We start from the raw sequence: 17,729 nt of genomic DNA, 5'->3' as shown, positions 1-17,729 counted from the left end.
CGTATGGCTGAAAGTAATTTTCTCGCTTGCTATGCGATATCGCTACTTCAAAGGCTTCAGAAAGTCTTCCAACCATACTGCATCATTTTTATAATACAATAACTACGTTTAATAATTACAAGACGTCATTACAAACATAGAAACACAGTTACTTTTGTGAGTGCTATAGTTCAAAAGCCGATTTGGTAAACAGACCTGCACGCTCCATTTCCCCTGCTACACTCAATAACGTAGTCTCGTCATTCATGCGCCCAATCAGCTGCATGCCGATAGGCAAACCTTTTTTACTCATGCCTAGTGGCAACGACATGGCGGGTAATCCAGTGATATTACCTAGTATAGTAAAACCCATTTTACCTAACACTGGCGCGCTAAGTTTCTCAATCATACCCGAGCTAAAGGCAAATTTACCCATATTAAAGCCTTTATTAAGCATTCCAGCGCTACGCATCAGCATCTCATCCTTACGACTTGCCGGTAATATGCCATGCTTCACCGCAGGCGTAGGCACGGTCGGACACAGAATCATATCGTATTCAGTCAGCAGCTTCCCAGTCTGATATTGGCTGTTATGCCAGCCATGTTTGGCATGAACCAAGTCCACCGCCGACAACGAACGTCCAAGCATTGCCATATTATAGGTTTGCGGTTCGAGATTTTTTACGTGCTCAGCCCCAAAACAGCGCTCGACATTATCAATAGTAAAGGCGGTATGCGCGCAGACTACCACCAAAAAGTCATGCCAGAACTTATCAATATTAATAGTAGGCTCAGCAGGAATAACGCGATGACCCATCGCTTCTAACTGGGCAGCAGTCTGCTCAAGTACTGCTAAGACCTCCTTGTCCACTACGGTATTGGCAACCAAGGGCTGTTTATGCAAGGCAATCGTTAGAGGTCTAGGAGCGCGCATGGCTGCTTGCAAAAAAGATCCCTCAGGTGGTGCAATGACGTAAGGCGCACCAATTTCAGCGCCACTGGTCGCATCGAGCATCGCTGCACTATCACGAACGCTGCGAGTGATAACGTGATCGGCGTTGGCACCATCCCACCCTTCACCAATTGACGGACCTACTGGATTGCGACCGCGACTTGGTTTCAGCCCAAACGTCCCGCACCATGCCGCAGGAAAGCGTATCGAGCCACCACCGTCGCCTGCTCCTGCCATCGGTACAATGCCGCTGGCCACGGCCGATGCGCTACCGCCTGACGAGCCTCCAGTGCTATAGCCTTTTTTAAAGGGGTTGTGCGCTACGCCATGCGCTTTGGGTTCGGTAGTGATAATTAAGCCAAATTCAGGGGTATTGGTCTTACCAAAGGTATTTACGCCTGTTGATTTCATACGTTTGACGATTTCACTATCGTAGTCAGTCACGATATTGACGCTACGACTACCCATAGTCAGCGGCTCATCAGCAAAATCAAACGATAAGTCTTTGAGTAAATAAGGCACACCAGTGAACGCACCTGCTGGCAGTCCTGCTTGCGCTGCTTCATAAGCGCGCTCATTAAAACGGTGAATGATGGCGTTCAATTTGGGATTAAGACTATTGGCCCTATCAACGGCTGCATCCAGCAATTCCTTGGCGCTGACGTCTTTTGAATTTACTAATGCTGCTAATCCTAGCGCATCATATTGGGTATATTCTTTAAACATTCCTGACCTTCCTTGGTATATAAGTGTTGACTGAGTATAGCGCGTTAAAACAAAGGGCAACAGACACCAGAAGGATAATGACCAGTCAGTAGAATAACTTGTATCGAAAATATCGTATATTTAATCTTATTTATTTACTTTTCTCTATAGCTGTTCGATGGCATTTTTTACTTAAATGCTGTTTGCATAGTATGGTTATCACTGTTTCCATTCCTTTTCTCTTGCAAAAATAAAGCTCTACCAAAAATACCATAGCATCCTAAAATGCTACCGCCGATTAAAGCGTCCATAAAAAAATATAGCTCAAACACGTCTGGATTAAACAGTGCAATGATACCCAATGCTAGCCTTGATAAACCAATTAAAGCGGCAAGCAAGCTACATACAATACTTCTCATTCTTGATCCTAACATTGTGTAGGACTCATTTTGAATCAAAAAAGACGAGCTACTCTCGTAACTCGTCTTCTCTTTGCTCAAGCAGATTTAACAATCCTACATTAGCAGCTCACGCTTGCCACTTTTACCCATAGAGCTGACCAGTCCGGCCTCTTCCATCGAGTCAACAATCCTTGCTGCGCGGTTATAGCCGATACTGAACTTGCGCTGAATACTAGAGGCTGAAACCTTACGGGTCTCCATAATAAAACCGACTGCATCATTATAAAGATCATCATCTTCACCAGAGGCGCTGGTCGTACTGCCGCCACCGGGACTAGACAATTCAAAATTACCTGCCATATTATCAATATAATCGGGCGCGCCGCGTTCACGCCACGCATCACAAATGCTATTGACCTCTTCATCACTAACATAAGCCCCATGAACGCGATCTGGCTCAATTTGTCCTGGGCCTAAGAACAGCATATCACCATTACCAAGCATATCTTCAGCACCGCCACTATCCAAAATCGTCCGCGAATCTACTTTAGAGTTAACCCGCAGAGCCGCCCGTACTGGAATATTGGCTTTAATTAAGCCGGTAATGACATCTACTGATGGACGCTGGGTCGCAAGTATTAAATGAATCCCTGCCGCCCGCGATTTTTGTGCGAGACGGGTGATTAGCTCTTCAGCCTGCTTGCCCACCTGCATGATCATGTCGGCAAACTCATCGGCAACAATGACAATCATTGGTAGAGTCTTAAGCTTAGGTGCTTGGCTGATACTCACATTATCGTTGGGGCGCCATAGAGGATCTATCATCGGATTGCCTGCTTTTTCAGCAGCGCGGACTTTCTTGTTAAACTCGTCTAATTTACGGACTTTAAGCAAGCTCATGAGCTGATAACGGCGCTCCATTTCTGCCACACACCATGACAAGCTACTGGCCGCTTCTGTCATATCGGTAACTACGGGAGTCAGCAGATGCGGAATGTCATTATAGTTGGCAAGCTCAAGCTGCTTAGGGTCAATCAAGATAAGCCGCAGCTCACTAGGCGTATATTTGAGTAGCATCGATAGCAGCATGGCGTTGACCAGTACTGATTTACCCGAACCTGTCGTACCAGCGACCAACATGTGTGGCGCACGCGCAAGGTCAGTAATAATCGCTTTACCGCCAATATCTTTACCCATTGCCATGCTGATTTGCGCTTTGGGGTCGTTAAATTTTTCGGTATCGAGCAGCTCAATTAAGCGCACCATTTCACGCTTTTTATTAGGTACTTCGATACCGATATAAGGCTTGCCCGGAATGACCTCGACTACACGCAGAGACGCCATTGATAGCGAGCGCGCCAAATCGCGTGAAATACCCGTCACTTTACTGGCTTTTACACCAGCAGCCAGTTCCACTTCAAAGCGCGTAACTACCGGCCCAGGAATGGCATTCACTACCTCCGCTTTTACATTAAAATCTTGCAGTTTAATTTCTAACAGTTCTGACAATTGCTCAAGCTCAGCCAAGGTATAGCTAGGCTGGCGATTAGGGTCTGGCTTATCAAGAATAGATATCGCTGGAATAGCCGAAAGACTGTCACGATATTTAGCCGTTTGCATCGACCTTGAACGCTGAGAAAAGGCGGCATCATCATGAATTTCAGGCATAACTGGTGTATGCAAATCATCTTCAGACGATTTATCGTCTTCTGGCATCATGTCGGTAATATGATTGCTCGAATCACCATCTGCTACTGCAAAGCTAAAGGTTGATTTAGGATCTATTACAGTCTCAACTCTTGTGCTTTGATTGGCAGTCGCACCTGAATTAGTGGTCGCTACCGTTGGAGTAGCTTTTGGATTAGCAGGTGGTGTATTGGTCGGAGTCATATCAGCTACCGCACTCGGTTCTTGCTGATGTGAATGACTGGTGCTCGCTGGTGCTGGTGCTGGTGCTGGTGCTGGTGAAACGATACTTGCTACTTGAGAAGCACTTGGTACTTTAGGTGAAATTAACGGCTCAGAAGCATTTGATAATTTAGAATCATCAGTTAGATCAGCAGATAAATCGTTAGCAGAATCTAATGGCGTCTTTAGCGCTGGTTGAGCAGTCGAGCTATGATCGTTTTCTGATTCTGTAAATTCTGATGGTGCAGCTACTGGAGCTGGAGCATGCTCTGCTAACCAAGCGTCTGCCAAGCTATCAACATTTGAGCTATCAGTATTTAAGCTATCAGTATTTGACGTTAAAGTATGTGGTTCAGCAGTACTAGACTCAGCAGCAGTTGGCGTATTAGTGACCACCTCATCAGATGCTTGCTGAACAGAACCTTGTTCATGGTTGGGAGTAAAATCAGCCGTGGGTGTTTCTACAGCCGCAGTTGACCCTACCTGTGATACTGAAGCATTTGATAACTCAACGTTTGAAGGAGCTGTAGCATTACTATAAGAACTAGGAGCAAACGTATTTTGCTCAGTCATTGACCCATTTGCTAATAAATCATCAACAGTACCTGCGTCGTTCCATGCAAAACTAGGTTCCACTTTGCGTACGGTTGCGGTGGTAGGATTAGAGGTAGCTGCAGCGGAATGGGAGTCATTGGCAAAATTAGTAGAATGACTGTTAGGGGTAGATGCAGCTGTTTGTAAGCCATCATTCATAGCATTATTCGCCGCCGCAGCTGCCATAGATGCTTTGACGCTGGCGCCAAGCCCTGATTTAGCTAAAAAATCTGTCAACACATCACTGAAGCGACCGCTGTTATCTGATGCTTGATTGCCGTTAAGAGAATTGTGAGCAGGTTGCAGCTCAAGTGGCAATTGCCCATTGTCTGGTTTCTCTCGCTGAGCATTCTTGTTTTTTGCATCTTCATCAGTGAGCAAGCTTTTGGTATTTTGTTGTATGGTGTTACTTTGTTGTGTGGCGTCATTTTCTTGCCCGGCATTCTGCACACTATCCTCAGCCTTAACGCTAGAACCAAACCAGGCTAAGTTGGTAAGCTTATGATAAAGAGCCAGCCAATGGATATTGAATGCAAAGGTGGCAGTAATAATAACGAATACTACCAAAAATGCCACACTACCCCACTGCGATAATAGCTGGGCCAAACGCGCTTGTAACTCAAGTCCAATAATACCACCAGCAACGCCCTCAAGCCCTGTTGCTACTGGATCTGACACCTGCTGAATCAAGGCTACCAATTGTGCAAACAAGGCACTCACACTTAATATCAAAAACACGTAAGTGACTAGCCGCAATAGCCAAAACGTCGGCTTATTGTCCCACCAAATTAAAACAGACTCATAGACCAAAAACGCCAGCAGCCACCATGCTCCAAAGCCAAAAAAGCTATAGAGTAGGTCAGACAACCAAGCCCCCATCGCGCCGCCCATGTTATTAATGGTGGTCATATCGCTACTGATATGCGACCAACTGGGATCGTTGCCGGTATAGGTCAATAGAATAATGAACAGATAAACTGCCAATATTGACCCAAGAAGGGTAAATATACCTTTTTTTAAATACTCAATGAGCGGTGCTGATATCACGTAAGATCTGCCTTGTTATTAGTGCTTTATTAATACTAAATAGTCGCCAAAGCATGATTAAGTCTAACCATGCTGACATAAAATGCTTATTTAAATTTGAGTAGCGAAGTGGCTATTATTACAGTGCTTATTACTACAGTGGCTATTATGACATAGCCGACTGCTTATTATGGCATAGCCAATAAAGGTATATAGAGTGCAATTTATGGCGTAAAATACGCCTAGGAGTACTGACTTATCTCGTTCTTTACAGTAACTAATATTGTCCAATGCCTATTACACTCAGCATAACTTTGTATAATAACAAATACATAGCTTAAGTGGCGACCGTGTTATTAATAAAGAATGTAAGAAAGCGAGTAAGAAAACAGACCAATAAGTGATTTAGCAAACAAACACCATAACTAAAAGAAGAATTATAAAACCTTTGTTTGATATTTTTGGAGTCTCTCGCGATTTTTCAACAATAATATTTCAAGGTAAACATGCTTTGATTGTAGTGATATCCATGTTTATTTTAGCAAACTTGCGCTTTTTGCTGAATGCCCTTATGTTAGTATCACACAGCAATTAGAAAAACTACATTAGTGCTAATTTTTAATCATTATTTTTCATTATATTTGTTATTTATACTATCAATCTTCACCTTTAGTAAGGAACATCCATGACAACTGCTACCCCTACTCCTCGTCACGAAAAACTTATTATTTTAGGCTCAGGCCCTGCTGGCTATTCGGCAGCAGTCTATGCTGCTCGTGCTAACTTAAAGCCTGTTATGGTCACCGGTTTGGAAGTGGGCGGACAGCTCACCACCACTACCGAAGTCGATAACTGGCCGGGCGATGCTCATGACTTAACCGGTCCTGCGCTGATGGATCGTATGAAAGCCCATGCCGAGCGCTTTGGTACTGAATTGGTCTATGACCACGTCAACACCGTTGATCTGAGCGAACGTCCTTTTAAATTAGAGGGCAACAACGGCAGCTACACTTGCGATGCCCTAATTATCTCAACGGGCGCCTCTGCCCAGTATCTAGGGTTAGAGTCAGAAACAAAATTTAAAGGCTTGGGCGTTTCAGCTTGTGCTACTTGTGACGGTTTCTTTTACAAAGATCAAAAAGTCGCGGTCATCGGCGGTGGTAATACGGCAGTCGAAGAAGCTTTGTATCTGTCTAACATTGCTGCCGAAGTGACTTTAGTACATCGCCGCGATAGCTTACGCTCTGAGAAAATTCTACAAGATAAACTGTTCGAAAAAGCCAAAAAAGGTAACGTTAAAATCGAATGGAATCACAGTGTTGAAGAAGTGGTTGGCGATGATATGGGCGTCAATGGCGTGGTGATTAAGTCTACTGTCGATGGCAGCACCAAGAAGTTAGATGTCTTTGGTATGTTCGTTGCGATTGGTCACAAGCCCAATACTGACCTATTTGACGGTCAATTAGATATGAAAGATGGCTATATTATTGTTAATAGCGGACTTAATGGTAATGCAACCCAGACCAGTATTGAAGGCGTATTTGCTGCTGGTGACGTGGCAGACCATGTCTATCGTCAAGCCATTACCTCAGCGGGAACCGGCTGCATGGCTGCACTTGACGCCGAAAAGTATCTAGATGCCATAGGTGAAACCCATGCGCAAGACCATACTTACGCTTCTACCTTGACTGCTGACACAGAGGCTTAAGTGAGCCATTCTGATCAAGCCGCTCATAATACAGCGGCGCGAACGGCCATTAGCGACTCTATTACGCGTCCTTTTGAAGCCGCGTATATAACGCCTGAGACCTTAAAAAGTCTTGGGTGTTATAATTTCCCAAACCCTGCTAACGTCGACCCTGATGGTGTCGGCGTGGTGGTAGTAGGCGGTGACCTAGCTCCTGAAACCTTAATTTCTGCCTACGCTCAAGGGCTATTCCCCTGGTTCAATGAAGATGAACCTATCGCTTGGTGGTGCCCTGAGCCGCGCTGCGTGATGGTACCGACTGACTATCAGCCGAGCAAGTCTCTACGTCGCCAAGCCAAACGTGAGCGTTGGCAATTAACGCTTAATCAAGCTTTTGATGAGGTCATACACGCCTGTAGTTTACCGCGCAGTGATGGGTTGGCTGAAGGCGAGCACACTTGGATTCACGACGAGATGATCGACGCTTATACCGAGCTGCATGCTCACGGCTTTGCTCATAGCATTGAGGTTTGGGATGACCAACAACAGCTGATTGGTGGTCTATACGGGCTAAAAATAGGTGGCATCTATTTTGGCGAATCCATGTTTCACCGTGCATCAAACGCCTCAAAACTGGCATTTTGGGGACTGATGCGCTTATGTACACAGAGTAATGTGGCACTGGTAGACTGTCAGCTGCCCAATGAGCATTTGATGAGCTTAGGTGCGAAAACCTTACCACGCGCTGAGTTCCTCACCCAATTAGATACCTTAGTTGGCAGTCGCTCAGTAACATGGCAACCTAACTCTCATCAAGCATTGGCAGTTGCTATGCTAGAGTCCCCAACGCCGTGGCAAATACAAAAAAACGAGTCTTAAAATGAGCGATTATTGCACTATTTTATTGTTTTAATTCTTAATTTTTTATTGAATATTAGCTTGTTCTTTATGCTCACAAGGTTATGCTATGGCACTTGATACCTCATTTTTGCTCATTGGAACACTAGCCACACAGGCCAATACCACCAAAGATACCGTTCGCCATTATGATCAATTAGGGCTACTAAAATCTCGCAAACGCCAAGCAGGATCACGTTTATATACTGAGTTTCATCCAGAATGTGTTGAGCGTATTGAACTGATTAAAAGCGCACAGGTCATTGGCTTTACTTTGACTGAAATCAAAGACAGCCTTAATGATTACTATGATGGATACCTTGATCTCGATGATCAGTTAGTTGTTACCAAGCAAAAACTTGAACAAGTTAAAAAACAACAGGCCAATATTAATCTTATGGTTGAGCTACTCGCCGAGCGCATTGCTGTCCTCGAACGTATGAAAGCAGACAGTACCTATAAGCACAATATTGAAGACTGTAAAATGCAAACGTCACCAACTTCTTAAAAACAGTCACTCAACATAACTAAGCTGCATAATCAACGCATCTATCGATAACTGATGCGGCTGTTGATAGTAGTTTTTACGTCGATGAATAACTGTAAACCCCTGCTGCTCATATAAAGCTATCGCTGGTGCATTATCTGCTCGTACTTCTAATAGAAGACTCTCAACTCTGTTAGCTTCCATTTCTTTATTTAGGACAGCAAACAGCTGCGAGGCAATACCTTGCCTTTGATGCTTAGGATGGGTGCCGATACGCAATATTTCTGCTTGCTCAAAGACCACTTGATATAGACAGTACCCTAATATATCTTCATTAATGGGATGAGTAGCGGTCATCAACTTCATACTATTTTGTGCAAGTAAGTCAGTAAGCGCCTGATAAGTCCATGCATCTTGCATCTGAACAACTGCTTCGATATCCGCTACTGCTTGAATATTTTTCTGACGTTCAGCGGCATCGTCTGATAGCTTTTTTATACTTAGCATTATCCTTCCTTTATTTTTCTTTTTAAATAAAGCTCATTTTTCATTAATAAGTAATATTACCACCCTAACGCTTACCCTCTTCCATAAAAAAAGCCACCCTCGATTAAGAGAGCAGCTTTTTAGTCAAACACTTAAGTACTGAAATCAGTAACTAAGTATTAGTCCTTAACAGTAGCAACAACACCAGCGCCTACCGTACGGCCGCCTTCACGAATAGCGAAGCGAAGACCTTTGTCCATAGCGATTGGGTGGATAAGCTCTACGCCCATCTCAACGTTATCACCAGGCATGACCATTTCAGTACCGTCTTGTAATTGGATTGCGCCAGTTACGTCAGTGGTACGGAAGTAGAACTGGGGACGATAGCCGTTTAGGAATGGGGTATGACGACCACCTTCTTCTTTGCTTAGTACGTATACTTCAGCATCAAACTTGGTATGCGGGGTGATTGAACCTGGTTTGGCCAATACTTGTCCGCGCTGTACGTCTTCACGTTTAGTACCACGTAGCAATACGCCACAGTTTTCGCCTGCACGACCTTCGTCAAGCAGTTTACGGAACATCTCTACACCAGTACAAGTCGTCTTTTGGGTGTTTTTGATACCGACGATTTCAATCTCGTCACCGATTTTAACAATGCCTGATTCAACACGGCCAGTAACAACGGTACCACGACCTGAGATTGAGAAGACGTCTTCGATTGGCATTAAGAATGCTTTGTCGACGTCACGCTCAGGCTCTGGGATGTAGGTGTCTAAAATGTTTAGTAGTTCAACAATAGCAGGTGCGCCGTATGGACCTTCGCTGCCTTTTAGGGCTTCGGTAGCAGACCCTTTAACGATTGGGGTGTCATCACCTGGGAAGTCGTAGTCACTAAGAAGTTCGCGAACTTCCATTTCTACTAGCTCAAGCAATTCTTCGTCATCAACCATGTCGCATTTGTTCATGAATACGACGATGTACGGTACGCCAACCTGACGTGAAAGCAAAATGTGCTCACGGGTTTGTGGCATAGGGCCGTCAGTCGCTGATACGACTAGGATTGCGCCGTCCATTTGGGCGGCACCAGTGATCATGTTTTTAACATAATCGGCGTGACCTGGGCAATCAACGTGAGCATAATGACGGGCTTCGGTGTCATATTCTACGTGACTGGTGTTGATGGTGATGCCACGTGCTTTTTCTTCAGGGGCTGAGTCAATAGACGCGTAGTCTTTGGCTTCGCCACCTGAGGTTTTAGCGGCTACTGTTGCGATAGCAGCAGTAAGGGTGGTTTTACCATGGTCAACGTGTCCAATAGTACCGACGTTGACGTGTGGCTTGTTGCGTTCAAACTTGGCCTTTGCCATGGGGTATTCCTCTTTATTGGTGAATCATAATGAATAGCTGTTTGACGGCTTATGACAGAGTTAAAACCATCAAACCGTTGACGCTATGGCTTATCTACTGAATATTATCTATTAGTCTATTTAACTACTCTATATGGGCACTATGCTAATTTTTTCAATCTGTTTGGTATGTAAAACAAGAGTATTACATAGCAATTAATATACTGGCAGCACTAAAAGGCAACACCTCAGTGTCACCTTTGAATCATTACTTACCGAGTCTGCTGAATTTTTTTCAATATCGGCCAAAAGTTTATAACGGTGTTATATAAGATTGATATGGTTATAGCCCGCTTCTTCATATCATGCCTAAATCGTACATCGACCACGCAAACTTGAATAATAAATGGAGCTCATATTGAGAATTGAACTCAAGACCTCTCCCTTACCAAGGGAGTGCTCTACCGCTGAGCTATATGAGCGTATTTTAGACAACCAGTAGGTTATACTAAAAAATATCACGAAGCAGTATAAGCTATATCAGCTGACTGTCATGATGAATTATTCGTCGCTATTTAAAGCTACCATTTGCGATTGATGCCACATGTATGGAGCGGGTGGCGGGAATCGAACCCGCGTCATTAGCTTGGAAGGCTAAGGTGTTACCATTATACCACACCCGCATTAACTCTATATTTAACCAAAAACAGTCTTGGTGTCAAACCAGTAGCTGTTTTGGTTTAGAGTATGCTTGGCGCTATGACAAACTTTAGAAAAATATGGTGGTGGGAGAAGGATTCGAACCTTCGAAGCTTTCGCGACAGATTTACAGTCTGTTGGGTTTGACCGCTCCCCAATCCCACCTTAGGTTGCTTTTTATAAAAGTCACTTTTAATCAAAATAAATTCAAATTAAAGTAATTCTAAAAAAAGCTACTTTGAAAGAAATGGTGCCGACTGCCGGGTTCGAACTGGCGACCTACGCATTACAAGTGCGTTGCTCTACCAACTGAGCTAAGTCGGCTTGTTCTCTCAAAGTGGGGTGTATTCTATCAAATATATTGTATAACACAACCCCTATTTCTATATTTTCGCATTATTTTTGATAAATAATTTTAAATGTTTGATTATGCTACTATTTTTATAAGCATCAGACACTGCTATTTCTAGCAGCGTCTGCCTATCATTCATAAAGCAAATATTTATTAGCGAATCCGCAGTCCATCGCAAGCCATTTTTACCGCTTTAACCAAGGCCAAAGCTTTTTTATTGGTCTCCTCCCATTCCGCTTCTGGAACCGAATCAGCGACCACACCAGCACCCGCTTGAATATGTATCTTACCTCGGCGCATGACTGCGGTTCGAATGGCAATAGCGGTGTCCATATTACCATGCCAGCCTAGATAACCGACTGAACCACCAAATACCGTACGTCGTACTGGTTCAACCTCATCAATAATTTGCATTGCGCGGATTTTGGGTGCTCCTGAGAGCGTACCTGCCGGAAAGGTTGCACAAAACACATCAAGCGCGTCTTTATCGGGTAATATGGTACCTTCGACATTAGAAGCAATATGCATCACTTGCGAGTAGCGCTCAATGAACATTTTTTCCGTAACTTTGACGCTGCCATATTCACAGACACGGCCAATATCATTACGCCCTAAATCAATCAGCATTAAATGTTCGGCAATTTCTTTTTTATCGCTGAGTAGCTCTTTTTCAAGCGCTAAGTCTTCGGCTTCGTCTTGGCCACGTTTACGCGTTCCTGCTAATGGACGGACCGTCACTTTGCCATTTTCAATACGTGACAATATCTCAGGAGAAGCCCCAATAATATCGAAGCGCTTATGATCATCAAGAGTATACCCGTGGACTAAAAATAGATATGGCGACGGGTTTAAAAACCGCAGGGCGCGATATACGGCAAGGGAGTCACCCTTATAATCCGCAGTCAAACGCTGCGCAGGCACAACCTGCATTACGTCTCCTGCCAAAATGTAGTCTTTAATTTTATTGACATCGGCACAGTATTTTTCTTGTCCCGTCTGCGATACAAACTTCGGGGTTGGCATAATCGGCGCGCTTAAATTTGGCATTTCGGCGAGCTTGTCTTCGATCTTTTCAAGCTCACGAATAGCAGCACCATAACCCTCTTCGTCATTACAATCGGCATAGACAATAATCGATAAAGTATTTTCTAGATTATCAAAAACGATCACACTCATCGATAGCATTAACCACATATCAGGCAATGACATTGGATTGGGCGCGTCAGATAAGCCAACACTAGGCTCGATAACACGTACCATATCATAGCCAAAATAGCCTACTAGCCCACCACTAAAACTGGGTAATGCTTCGACGTCATCTGATGTTGGCATCTTATAGCCTGCCATCAGCTTACGAATGTAGTCAAACGGCTCATCAACTGCGTTGATATCAATATGATCGTCTTTTTTGATCGTCATGTTACCATCTGCATATTGCAAAATAAGATCACTACCTAAGCCGATCATCGAATATCGTGCCCAACGCTCACCACCTACCACTGACTCAAATAAGTACGCTGAGCCACTTAGGTCTCGTACTTTAGAAAACACAGATACCGGAGTCTGAGCATCCATTAAACGTTTTTTAACCAGTGGCGCGTGGCTAAAGCCACGATTTTTAAAGGCTTGATATTCTTCAAAAGTTATCATAGTAAATAGTCTCTTAGCACAATATTGGCAAAAGATGAGAGTGGTAAAAACAGGAATCACAAACAATAGAGTTACAACATGCATTGATATTCTGGTAAATATAGCATGCTATAAATAGCGGACATCCACAGCTCTGATGGGGCTAAAATCTAGCTCGACAGTATAACAAAACTGACTGATGTTGTTACTGTTTAGGCGAACTGAACAGTTTGCGAATCAATATACTGACAGCTTATAAATCAACATTTATAAGCTGGTAGAAAATTTTAGGGTGAGCGGTAGATCTAAGCTATCAATTACGCACCGCCCATGTTGAACAGCCATAGGGCCAATCCAATAATAATGATGGCAATAAATACCCAAATAAACCAACCGCCACTGGGTTTTTTCTCTACATATCCGTCATTAGCGGGATTATTAATTGCCTGATCCATGGCATTATTGCCTTTAGTACCAAGATCACGAGACTGGCCTAAATTAGCCGTTCCTGAGAATTGCGCAGTGGCCGCTTGTTTGGCGCGTAGCACATCGGGGTCGGCTTCTTCTTGTAACTCGGTCTTGGTGGTTTTATCATGTTCTGGACTGACTACTGACTTTTGTCGCGTAGTCGGTTCTTGATGAACCGTTGGCTCTGTCGCTAATGGTTCGCTTGCTACTGGCTCCCTGTTTACCGATTCATTATTTAGTGGCGTTTTATTTAGTGCCTCGTTAGAAGTATCGTTGGACATCACAGTCTCCTGCTCATAAGCCATACTTGGCGATGAAGTTAATGAAGGTACAGGGTCTACCACGTCGGCGACTGGCGCGTCCGTACTTTCCGTAGTAGGAGATGAAATCGCAGTAGAAGACAACACTTCTTCAATTATCGTCTCTTTTACCACTGGATCATCTGTCTTACTTGCGCTTGCTACATTATCTACACTCGATATATTATCCGCCTCAGTACTGGCAACAGCCGTTTCCTCTGCAACAACTGGTTCTGCTGGTGAAGCAACCGCAGGCTGAGCGTCTGTTGTTTCTAAATCAGCTACTGGCGCTGCTGAAGAATCTGCCTCATCAGTACCAGCCACTTGTTCATCAACTACAGGCACAGGTTTTGCTTCAACATCTGGGGTATCTGTACTGGTTACTTTCGCCGCTATTGGCTTCATAACTTGAAAAGAAAAGCTGGCAAAACCAAGGGTATCATCCGCTTGAAGGTGTTTAGACTGATTGCCTTCAATACGGGTGTCATTAATAAACGTACCGTTCGATGAGTCCAAATCTTTAACATACAACTTACCATTTAGCACGCTAAGCAGCGCATGATTACGCGATACTTGCTTACTGCCCAGCACCACATTATTATCACTACCACGCCCAACTGACAGGCTATCACTGACGTTTAATGTTAAATCACCAAGCGCTTCGGTTAAGGCATTAAGATGCCAAGTATTTACTTCTTCTGCTTCTAATACCGTGTCTGCTTTGGTCATATTTTTATCCTCTAAGTTGCTCGCCATACTATTGCTCCTTGTTATTTAGTTCATTATTCAATGTTTGATCCATTATTATTGTCAAGTAATTATATATCTTTTTGATTAGTCATTACCTTGCTATTCAAAATCTTGTTGTCCAAGGCATCAGATAAATCAACTTTTTTATTTTGTTTTAGCAGCTTTACAACCTAGTATAAGACCATCGCTGTTGCTGTATGTTTACTTGGGGGAAAAATGGGGTTTGATTATTCTGCGTAGCTTATCATAAGGGATGCTGAGGATTGGCATACCGTAAGCGTAGGGGCCGATAGAATAATGCTGATAGCGAATATCAATACCCTTATCAGTCAACGTAACGTTATCATTTGAAATAAATGGCCAGTTTTTCTCGTAGCTACTAACATCCTGATCAACCGTTTTAACCCACGTTTTATAGGCATCGTAAGCTAGCGCCTCAAAGTCTGATTTTTTACCTTTCTGGAGCATATCCTCTAGTCGTACTTGCTTTTTAGTACTGGGATCAAAGATTAAATATTCGCTATAAGGCATGCCATGAGCGCCCCCTGTAAAGACATAAGAATTAACTTCGAACAACTCAAAGCTATCTACATGGCCTAAATAGTCAGGCGTGACCATCAAGCTATAAACAAAAACACTGTCATCAGGTAAGTCTGAAAATTGCGATGCTACAAATTCATCAATAGCCGCTTTAATAACTTTCGAATTTCCACTATTTTTGACAGTAATAGGTGAAGACTCACTAGGTTTACTATTAACAACTAGGTTATTTATACGTTTGTTAGTAATGTCATTTATCCAGTGATGATTGGTTTTAAGATACTTGACCTCAATCTCTGGACAATTCTGGTGCTCACTACAATTGTCTTGTACTGTTTTGGGGAGCTCATAATCGAGATAGTCGCTACTGCTTATAAGAGTGCTCGCACTCGCTGATAAGCTTATTGCGCCAAGTAGTACTCCATTGCCCAACTTACTTAACCTACCCAACCCACCCCACATAGTCATTAGGCGCAGAAGACTGGGCTTAATCGTTAATTGCTGAGCCACGGACGGCTTAGTGGTAGCAGATTGAGTCGTTATTGGTATATATCCTCTTTGATAATTTGATGACATTTGTTATAGACGGCACTTGTTATAGATATCATTCCTAATAGTCTACCGTAACCACTCCGGTATATTGTTGGAACACTGTTTGTGTTTTTGAGGGGTTGCTACTTCTAAAAAAGTAACTTTAAAGTGATATTTACAAAATAAACAATCGATAGACAATAAAAAAGACACGTTTAGCGTGTCTTTTAAAGTTGATAGTAAGTAAGTACTAAGGTGATACTAGGAGAAAAACAGGTTCTTGGTTTTAATGCTCGCGGGTATTACTAAAAGTAACTTCCGGATAGCGCTCTTGCATGAGTTGCAGGTTAACTCTTGAAGGTGCAAGATAAGTCAAATAACCACCGCCATCGAGTGATAGTTGATCATGGGCTTTACGTTTAAATTTCGCCAAAGCAACTTCATCATCACAATGAATCCAGCGTACCGTGGCAATAGATACCGGCTCAAAAGTACATTGAACTTTGTACTCTTCTTTCAGACGATGCGCCACCACTTCAAACTGTAACACCCCAACTGCACCTAAGACTAAATCGTTATTAATCTGCGGCATAAATACCTGCGTGGCACCCTCTTCACTCAACTGTTTCAGGCCTTTTTGTAAGGCTTTAGATTTGAGTGGATCTCTCAGCACTACGCGGCGAAATAATTCAGGGGCAAAATGCGGAATACCGGTGAAATTTAGCTCCTCGCCCTCAGTGAAACTGTCACCAATAGAGATAGTACCGTGGTTATGCAAGCCAATGATATCACCAGGATAGGCTTCTTCTAACGCTTCACGATCGCCGGCCAAAAAGGTCAAAGCATCAGCAATACGCACCTCTTTACCCAGACGCACATGCTTCATCTTCATGCCTTTCTCATACTTGCCTGAGCATACTCGTAAGAAGGCAATACGATCACGGTGACGCGGATCCATATTGGCCTGTATTTTAAACACAAATCCTGTAAAGTCAGTTTCGGTCGCGGCAATTTCCCGCTCGTTCGCAGGATGAGCTTTTGGCGGTGGCGCATATTTCACAAGGGTATCAAGTACCATGTTGACACCGAAGTTTCCTAACGCCGTTCCGAACAATACCGGCGTCATCTCGCCCGCCAAGAACGCCTCAACGCTGAAGTCTTCTAGCGCCATTTGCACTAGCTCAAGCGACTCTTCAAAGGCATTAAACATTAGCTCACCCAAACGTTCACGCACATCAGGATAGTCATAGCCATCGCGGGTCTCGACAATAATCGTCTTACCACCATTACCTTTTTGATAAAAGTACGTCTTGTTTTCGGTTAAATGATAGACCCCAATGAAATCTTGACCCATGCCAATCGGCCAAGTCAAAGGGATACATTTGATTTTCAGTACCGACTCAATCTCACTGAGCAGTTCAAGCGGTTCGCGAATCTGCCGATCCAATTTATTCACAAATGATATAATCGGCGTATCACGCATCCGGCACACTTCCATCAGCTTGATGGTACGTTCCTCGACGCCTTTTGCGCCATCAACCATCATCAGCGCGCTATCCACTGCGGTTAATGTGCGATAGGTATCTTCACTAAAGTCAGCATGACCAGGGGTATCAAGCAGATTGACCACATGCTCTTGATACGGAAACTGCATGACTGAGGTGGTAATAGAGATACCACGCTCTTGCTCCATACTCATCCAATCTGAGGTGGCATGACGGTCAGTCTTGCGACCTTTGACTTCACCGACGACCTGAATGGCTTGACCCCATAACAATAACTTTTCAGTCATAGTGGTTTTACCTGCATCGGGATGCGAGATGATGGCAAAGGTGCGGCGTTTGGCAACTTCACGGGCGAGCTTGGTTGCTGAGAGCTTGGCTGTTGGAAGTTTGGTATCTGCGCTCATAGTCAATAACTTATCGTTAAATTTTGGAAGAAAATAGCAGGATTTAATAAAAGGTTTAACAGTAGATATGAAAGATTTTAG

Annotated in this window: 12 protein-coding genes and 4 tRNA genes; 3 read left to right on the top strand and 13 right to left on the bottom strand. The window is 43.6% G+C overall.

From position 1 onward, the window contains the following. Window positions 1–163: 163 nt before the first annotated feature. The 3 genes from U1P77_RS00520 to U1P77_RS00510 all read right to left on the bottom strand — a co-directional run bounded on the left by U1P77_RS00520 (window position 164) and on the right by U1P77_RS00510 (window position 5,586). Window positions 164–1,657, bottom strand: a complete 1,494-nt coding sequence (locus tag U1P77_RS00520) for an amidase (protein ID WP_321155531.1) — start codon at window positions 1,655–1,657, stop codon at window positions 164–166. 167 nt (window positions 1,658–1,824) lie between these two features. Then, a complete protein-coding gene (locus tag U1P77_RS00515; protein WP_321155530.1) occupies window positions 1,825–2,070 on the bottom strand; it encodes a hypothetical protein in 246 nt (81 codons plus the stop codon). 81 nt (window positions 2,071–2,151) lie between these two features. After that, window positions 2,152–5,586: a DNA translocase FtsK 4TM domain-containing protein gene (locus U1P77_RS00510; RefSeq protein WP_321155529.1), complete on the bottom strand. Its 3,435-nt coding sequence runs from the start codon at window positions 5,584–5,586 to the stop codon at window positions 2,152–2,154. Between the two features lie 664 nt (window positions 5,587–6,250). On the opposite strand from U1P77_RS00510, the gene trxB reads away from it, so the two are divergent. The 3 genes from trxB (at window position 6,251) to U1P77_RS00495 (ending at window position 8,657) form a co-directional block, all read left to right on the top strand. Beyond that, the gene (gene trxB, locus U1P77_RS00505; RefSeq protein WP_321155528.1) at window positions 6,251–7,273 is read left to right on the top strand and encodes a thioredoxin-disulfide reductase; all 1,023 of its coding nucleotides are present in this window, start codon (window positions 6,251–6,253) and stop codon (window positions 7,271–7,273) included. 60 nt (window positions 7,274–7,333) lie between these two features. Next, window positions 7,334–8,131: a leucyl/phenylalanyl-tRNA--protein transferase gene (gene aat, locus U1P77_RS00500; protein ID WP_414479054.1), complete on the top strand. Its 798-nt coding sequence runs from the start codon at window positions 7,334–7,336 to the stop codon at window positions 8,129–8,131. 88 nt (window positions 8,132–8,219) lie between these two features. Beyond that, window positions 8,220–8,657 (top strand): MerR family transcriptional regulator, encoded by a 438-nt coding sequence (locus tag U1P77_RS00495; protein ID WP_321155527.1) that lies wholly within the window; start codon window positions 8,220–8,222, stop codon window positions 8,655–8,657. Window positions 8,658–8,663: 6 nt separating this feature from the next. Here the strand turns inward: U1P77_RS00495 and rimI are convergent, their stop codons facing one another. The 10 genes from rimI to U1P77_RS00445 form a co-directional block, all read right to left on the bottom strand. Next, window positions 8,664–9,143, bottom strand: coding sequence for a ribosomal protein S18-alanine N-acetyltransferase (rimI, locus tag U1P77_RS00490; RefSeq protein WP_321155526.1), 480 nt, complete (start codon window positions 9,141–9,143; stop codon window positions 8,664–8,666). Window positions 9,144–9,301: 158 nt separating this feature from the next. Then, entirely contained in the window at window positions 9,302–10,492 is a 1,191-nt protein-coding gene (tuf, locus tag U1P77_RS00485; protein ID WP_321155525.1) for an elongation factor Tu, read from the bottom strand. A gap of 386 nt (window positions 10,493–10,878) precedes the next feature. Continuing rightward, window positions 10,879–10,953 (bottom strand) — tRNA-Thr (locus U1P77_RS00480). A gap of 127 nt (window positions 10,954–11,080) precedes the next feature. Further along, window positions 11,081–11,154, bottom strand: a tRNA-Gly gene (locus U1P77_RS00475). Window positions 11,155–11,251: 97 nt separating this feature from the next. After that, window positions 11,252–11,335, bottom strand: a tRNA-Tyr gene (locus U1P77_RS00470). Between the two features lie 83 nt (window positions 11,336–11,418). Continuing rightward, window positions 11,419–11,494: transfer RNA gene (locus U1P77_RS00465), tRNA-Thr, on the bottom strand. 181 nt (window positions 11,495–11,675) lie between these two features. Further along, on the bottom strand, window positions 11,676–13,172 hold the full coding sequence (gene trpE / locus U1P77_RS00460) for an anthranilate synthase component I (protein ID WP_321155524.1): 1,497 nt from the start codon (window positions 13,170–13,172) through the stop codon (window positions 11,676–11,678). A gap of 296 nt (window positions 13,173–13,468) precedes the next feature. Continuing rightward, the gene (locus tag U1P77_RS00455; protein WP_321155523.1) at window positions 13,469–14,674 is read right to left on the bottom strand and encodes an FHA domain-containing protein; all 1,206 of its coding nucleotides are present in this window, start codon (window positions 14,672–14,674) and stop codon (window positions 13,469–13,471) included. A 195-nt stretch (window positions 14,675–14,869) separates the two neighbouring features. Beyond that, a complete protein-coding gene (locus U1P77_RS00450) occupies window positions 14,870–15,718 on the bottom strand; it encodes an RsiV family protein (RefSeq protein ID WP_321155522.1) in 849 nt (282 codons plus the stop codon). Between the two features lie 307 nt (window positions 15,719–16,025). After that, on the bottom strand, window positions 16,026–17,648 hold the full coding sequence (locus tag U1P77_RS00445; protein ID WP_321155521.1) for a peptide chain release factor 3: 1,623 nt from the start codon (window positions 17,646–17,648) through the stop codon (window positions 16,026–16,028). Window positions 17,649–17,729 lie beyond the last annotated feature (81 nt).

It is taken from the genome of Psychrobacter sp. LV10R520-6 (assembly GCF_900182925.1).
GTDB lineage: Bacteria > Pseudomonadota > Gammaproteobacteria > Pseudomonadales > Moraxellaceae > Psychrobacter.
The sequence above is the reverse complement of the archived record's forward strand: the minus strand, read 5'-3'. Positions and strand labels throughout refer to the sequence as shown.

Coding starts and splice junctions, on each gene's coding strand:
- U1P77_RS00515 (WP_321155530.1), bottom strand. CDS start 2,070: ATGTTAGGATCAAGAATGAGAAGTATTGTATGTAGCTTGCTTGCCGCT.
- U1P77_RS00495 (WP_321155527.1), top strand. CDS start 8,220: ATGGCACTTGATACCTCATTTTTGCTCATTGGAACACTAGCCACACAG.
- U1P77_RS00455 (WP_321155523.1), bottom strand. CDS start 14,674: ATGGCGAGCAACTTAGAGGATAAAAATATGACCAAAGCAGACACGGTA.
- U1P77_RS00520 (WP_321155531.1), bottom strand. CDS start 1,657: ATGTTTAAAGAATATACCCAATATGATGCGCTAGGATTAGCAGCATTA.
- U1P77_RS00445 (WP_321155521.1), bottom strand. CDS start 17,648: ATGAGCGCAGATACCAAACTTCCAACAGCCAAGCTCTCAGCAACCAAG.
- trxB (WP_321155528.1), top strand. CDS start 6,251: ATGACAACTGCTACCCCTACTCCTCGTCACGAAAAACTTATTATTTTA.
- trpE (WP_321155524.1), bottom strand. CDS start 13,172: ATGATAACTTTTGAAGAATATCAAGCCTTTAAAAATCGTGGCTTTAGC.
- tuf (WP_321155525.1), bottom strand. CDS start 10,492: ATGGCAAAGGCCAAGTTTGAACGCAACAAGCCACACGTCAACGTCGGT.
- rimI (WP_321155526.1), bottom strand. CDS start 9,143: ATGCTAAGTATAAAAAAGCTATCAGACGATGCCGCTGAACGTCAGAAA.